Annotated in this window: 4 protein-coding genes; 2 read left to right on the forward strand and 2 right to left on the reverse strand. The window is 42.8% G+C overall.

What is annotated here, in order from left to right:
* A partial coding sequence (locus tag F6K52_RS32295) for a response regulator (RefSeq protein ID WP_293088534.1) occupies positions 1-1,017 on the reverse strand: 1,017 nt, incomplete at its 3' end.
* A 695-nt stretch (positions 1,018-1,712) separates the two neighbouring features.
* On the opposite strand from F6K52_RS32295, the gene F6K52_RS32300 reads away from it, so the two are divergent.
* Positions 1,713-2,687, forward strand: coding sequence for a hydratase (locus F6K52_RS32300; RefSeq protein WP_293088537.1), 975 nt, complete (start codon positions 1,713-1,715; stop codon positions 2,685-2,687).
* 18 nt (positions 2,688-2,705) lie between these two features.
* On the opposite strand, the gene F6K52_RS32305 is transcribed toward F6K52_RS32300, so the two are convergent.
* A complete protein-coding gene (locus F6K52_RS32305; protein WP_293088540.1) occupies positions 2,706-3,122 on the reverse strand; it encodes a DUF2809 domain-containing protein in 417 nt (138 codons plus the stop codon).
* Positions 3,123-3,297: 175 nt separating this feature from the next.
* Between F6K52_RS32305 and dacB the strand changes: the two genes are divergently transcribed.
* Entirely contained in the window at positions 3,298-4,884 is a 1,587-nt protein-coding gene (dacB, locus tag F6K52_RS32310) for a D-alanyl-D-alanine carboxypeptidase/D-alanyl-D-alanine-endopeptidase (protein ID WP_293088543.1), read from the forward strand.
* The last annotated feature ends 106 nt before the right edge of the window (positions 4,885-4,990 follow it).

Below are 4,990 nucleotides of genomic sequence, written 5' to 3' on the forward strand. Positions count from 1 at the left end.
TCCTATCCCGGTATCAATCACCTCAAAGCGAATCGTCCGATGTTGGATTTTGGAATCTTTTCCCTGATCACCGGAGGTAGGGTTTTGGTCTTGAATCACTCCAACGTTGAAAGTTACATTGCCTTGGTCGGTAAATTTGACTGCATTGTCTAACAAGTTGATCAGTACCTGTCGGAGCCGTTTATCGTCTGCCTTAACACCAGTCGGTAAATTAGTTTTTTGTTGAAATCTCAACACAATATCTTTTTCAGTAGCTCGCATGCGGATGATTCCCACAACTTCCTCTAAGAAGGTTGGTAAATTAAATTCTGTGGAATACAGTGCCATTTTGCCAGCTTCGATTTTGGAGAAGTCTAAGATATCATTGATCAAAGTCAACAGATGGCCACCGCTTTTCTGAATAATTTTTAAGCCTTCCAGTTGCTTGGCAGTTAAATTTCGTTCACCTTTGGAGGCGGCTTTAGCCGCATCACGTTGGAGAATTTGAGCATATCCTAGAATACCGTTTAGGGGAGTACGAAGTTCATGACTCATGTTAGCTAGGAATTCACTCTTGGCTTGGTTAGCTACTTCTGCTTTTTGTTTAGCATCTTGGAGATAGGCATTTTGTTCAGCAAGGGTTTTGCTTAAAAAATTGAGTTTTAAATGGAGCCTGACTCTAGCTAATACCTCTTCTTGTTCAAAGGGTTTTGGGATATAGTCTACTGCACCTAACGATAATCCTTTTATCTTATGGTTTATATCAGCAAACGCGGTCATAAAAATTATGGGAATATCTTTAGATATTGGATTAATTTTGAGTTGTTTACAGGTTTCAAATCCATCAATACCTGGCATATTAACATCTAACAAGATGAGATCAGGTGGTTCATATTCTACTTGCTCAAGAGTTCCTTCACCATCCATTTCTACTCTGACTTGAAACCCAGCACTTTCCAAAGTTTTGTAGAGAACTGATAAATTATTGGGATTATCATCAACGATTAAAATTGTTCCAGTGTTTGGTGATTGGTTCATTTTCATTTATTGATATATTTCCTAATCGCCAAGGTATGAGAGCAAGTCCGGAGGTGCGCTTGACCCATTAAGAATTAAATTCCCGTGGCGGTGCGCGCCTCCTAGGGTCGCACCTTTAAGCAAAGCCCAACGCGGGGCGCGAACGGGCGCGCACCTCTTAATCACTTCGTATTCAGGGAAATTGTTACTTGTTACTTATTACTCGTTACTTGTTACTTGTTACTTATTACTCGTTACTTGTTACTTGTTATTTTGTAGTGTAAGGATTTTGCTAGCTGACTATAGGCTAGTCAGTAAGACGCTCACACTCCACTTAAACATTTCAGATGTTCCGAGATCAGTGTTAAACCGGACATGATCTGACTTGGACTAATAATCTCTTGAAGCTGATCCTCGAAGACAGGGAATGGGATTTCCCGTTGACGGCTGAGTGTATTCAGTCAACCGTTAACAGTTAACCGTCAACACTACCGATTGCTGATTAGCTCGCCGAAAGTCGTGATCAACTAGTGTCTTGATTCAGTGATGGGATAAGCTGAAATCATCCCGCCTTTGTGTAAGCTTTTTGATAAGCTTTTGTCTACGCTTATGGTTACCTCCTCTTGGTTGTGAATTCTCTATATGTATACTTCCCCTTCTGTAACTCAGAAGTAACACCACAAAATGGAACTAAAGCAATTTTCGGCTCTTGAGTTATGCCAAATGGTTTTAATCGTGAAAACAGCTCTAGCAACACCATGCAACATATCAAATCTATTTCCCTAGCAATTTTACTATTGGCTTCGGTTCTATATCTGCCAAGCTGCAAGCTCACTGGGGCTAAGAACAACTCCAACTCAAGTAGTAGCTCTGCTAGTAAGGTTTTAGATCAAACCCCTGATAGTCGTCTGGTGGAGGAATTGACAACTAGCTATCTCAACAAAACCCCAGCTAGAGCAGTTGCGACTCAGCTAACCCTTGAGCAAGCTCAGGCTTTGCAAGACCAATTTGTACAACAGTTGAGCTCTAGTTTAGGAAACGTTGTAGGTTACAAAGCTGGACTGACTAATCCTGCTGCTCAAGAGCGCTTCAAAGTCTCTGAACCCATACGAGGTGTACTTCTCGAAAAGATGTTGCTGAAAAGTGGAGCGGTTGTCCCTGCTAACTTCGGTGCTCGACCTGTATATGAAGGAGACTTAATGGTTAGAGTTGGTAGCGATGAAATTAATAGTGCTACTACCCCTAAGGAAGCTTTAGCTGCTCTTGATGCCGTCATTCCCTTCATGGAACTACCAGATTTAGTTTATGACCCAAAAGTGAGTCTTGATGGCACTGCTTTGGCAGCTATTAATGTCGGTGCTCGCTTGGGAGTTTTAGGAACACCGATTCCTTTATCTGCTACCCCTGATTGGGAAGAACGATTAAAAAATATCAAGATTGTAATGGTAGATAACGCTGGCAATGAGTTAGCTGTTGGTAAAAGTAGTGCTTTATTAGGGAATCCGTTACAAGTAGTACTTTGGTTAAAAGATTCTTTGAAGGCATCAGGTAAAGTTTTGAAGAAAGGTGATTTACTGTCTTTAGGCTCCATGACTCCCCTAGTTCCTGTTAAATCTGGTACTACTATTCGTGCTCAATATATTGGATTAGATCCAAAAGACAAGGTGGAAATATCCGTTAGTTTTGAATAATTTCAGATCCGGTATATATTATCTAATCAGTTTACCGAACTGCAAAATTTGCTGTAACCATAGCCAAGCTAAGACGCTGCCAATGACATAATAGAGGAAATCCCACCATACAAAGGTAGTTCCTAAGATGAATTTACCGATTAAGGAAGCACGAATCGGTGCTAATAGAGGGGTTTGCCAAAGTTGTAATAATTCTAGGGCACAGGTAGCGCTAAAAACTCCTAAGGTAATTCGGGTTATTGCTTGGCGATTGGGGATAATAAAAAATATCAATAAACACCAAAAAATCTCATACAAAATAGCACCAGAGTAGTCATGAACCCATTTTTCTCCAAGACCAGAGTAGTACTTGGAAAGAATCCCTAATGGTGTAATAATCAATAGGGAGAGGATAATGAGCCAGCGTTGATGAGTAATTTTTAATAGTTTAGTCATTAACGGATTAGACAAATGATTTGAGTGCTGAGGGCGTCAGTAGGTCAGTTGTGAGTTGCGCCAGGAAACGGGCAAGATGCCCGTTCCACGCCTGATGCCCGTTCCACGCCTGATGCCCGTTCCACGCCTGATGCCTGTACCTCAGTTATGAGTTGTGAGTTATGAGTTGTGAGTTATGCCAAATCCCTTACATCGATGGGGAAAACCAATAACTTTGCTGCTGTTGTGGTTAGCTGTACAGTTAGTGATCAAGCAAGGGGTGATGGCGACACCGGCAGCAGTTGAAGTAGTTGAGGAACCGAAATCCTTTGGAGACAAGATTTGTCCTGCTGACTTAACTACAGCCATTGATGCCATAATCAGTCGTCCGGAATTTATGCGATCGCGTTGGGGGATTTTGATTCAACCCTTAGCCGACTCAGCTCCCCTCTACAGTCTTGAATCAGAACGTTTCTTTATCCCAGCATCCAATATCAAACTCTTTACCACAGCAGCAGCGTTACGTGAACTAGGTGAGCAATACCGGATTCGCACACCGGTTTATGGTACTGGCACTAGCCCCTATTTGACGTCCTTACGGATTGTGGGACAAGCAGACCCAAGCTTAACCAATACCCAGTTAACAGATGTGGCACAACAACTAAAGGGTCAAGGGGTAAGGTTGGTGCAACAGTTAATTGTAGAAGATGGCTATAGTCCCTATGGTATTATCAATCCAACCTGGGAGTGGAGCGATAGTTATCTATACTATGGCGCTTCAGTTAATCGACTTATTCTCAATCAAAATACTGTTGGACTAACCCTATTGCCACAACAGCCTGGTAAACCATTGCGCGTTAGTTGGAGTGATTCCATAGCGGCTAGACAGTGGCGTGTGGATAATCGTGCTGTTACCGGTAAGGCCGAAATACCATACTCAGTAGAAATAATGGGAGTTTTAGGTGAGCCGGTGTTAGTGATTAACGGTCAACTGGCAGCAGATGCTGCACCAGACTTCTGGGGGTTAGCAGTTCGCGACCCAGCCAATTATTTCCTGGAGTCCTTCCGCCGTATCCTGGAAGCTGAGGGAATTGCTGTGATTAAGGCACTGCTAAAAGACAGTTCAGCTGAGATGGTCAGATCATCAGATCAGGGGATAGGAAGAGAGGTTAATAATAGATTGCGTTCTAATGTTAATAATACAGAAATAACCAATACACAAACAACCACAGAGTTGGCAGCGGTGGAATCTCTTCCGTTAGCGCTATTGTTAAAGGAAATCAATCAGCAAAGTAATAATTTGTATGCTGAGGCATTATTGCACCAACTGGAAACAGAGGTAGGGAGTGAGTCTAGCCCTAAGTTGGGTCTGGTCGCGGTTCAACAGAGCTTAACAGAGTTAGGGGTTGACGCAAAAAGCTATAGTCTGGCTGATGGGTCTGGGCTATCTCGCCATAATTTAGCTAGTCCGTTTGCGATCGCACAAACTCTGAGACTGATGGCACAAACCCCATTAGCTCAGGTTTATCGAGAATCCTTGGCTAGGGCTGAGGTTAGTGGCACTTTAGGCGATCGCTTTCGTGATACCGCAGCTGTTGGTAAGCTCCAGGCCAAGACTGGTACATTAAGTGGTGTCTCAGCCTTATCCGGCTATCTTGATATTCCTAACTATCAAACCTTGGTATTTAGTATTCTGGTAAATCAATCTGACCAATCTGTTACTACACTCTATCGTGCTATTGATGAAATTGTTCTATTATTGACTCGCTTGGGTTATTGCTAAGTGTTGAGTTTTGAGGGGTAGCAACAGTTGAACATTTTTCGCAGCCCTTCCCTCCCTCCCTTCCTGCGATGGGTTTACCCACTACCGCTGACTCGCGCGCCCTACT

Origin of the sequence: Moorena sp. SIO3H5 (assembly GCF_010692395.1) — a bacterium.
Classification (GTDB): Bacteria; Cyanobacteriota; Cyanobacteriia; order Cyanobacteriales; family Coleofasciculaceae; genus Moorena.

Bases quoted from the DNA above. Each gene is read 5' to 3' on its own strand.
- F6K52_RS32300 (WP_293088537.1), top strand. From the start codon at position 1,713: ATGCCAAATGGTTTTAATCGTGAAAACAGCTCTAGCAACACCATGCAA.
- F6K52_RS32305 (WP_293088540.1), bottom strand. From the start codon at position 3,122: ATGACTAAACTATTAAAAATTACTCATCAACGCTGGCTCATTATCCTC.
- dacB (WP_293088543.1), top strand. From the start codon at position 3,298: ATGCCAAATCCCTTACATCGATGGGGAAAACCAATAACTTTGCTGCTG.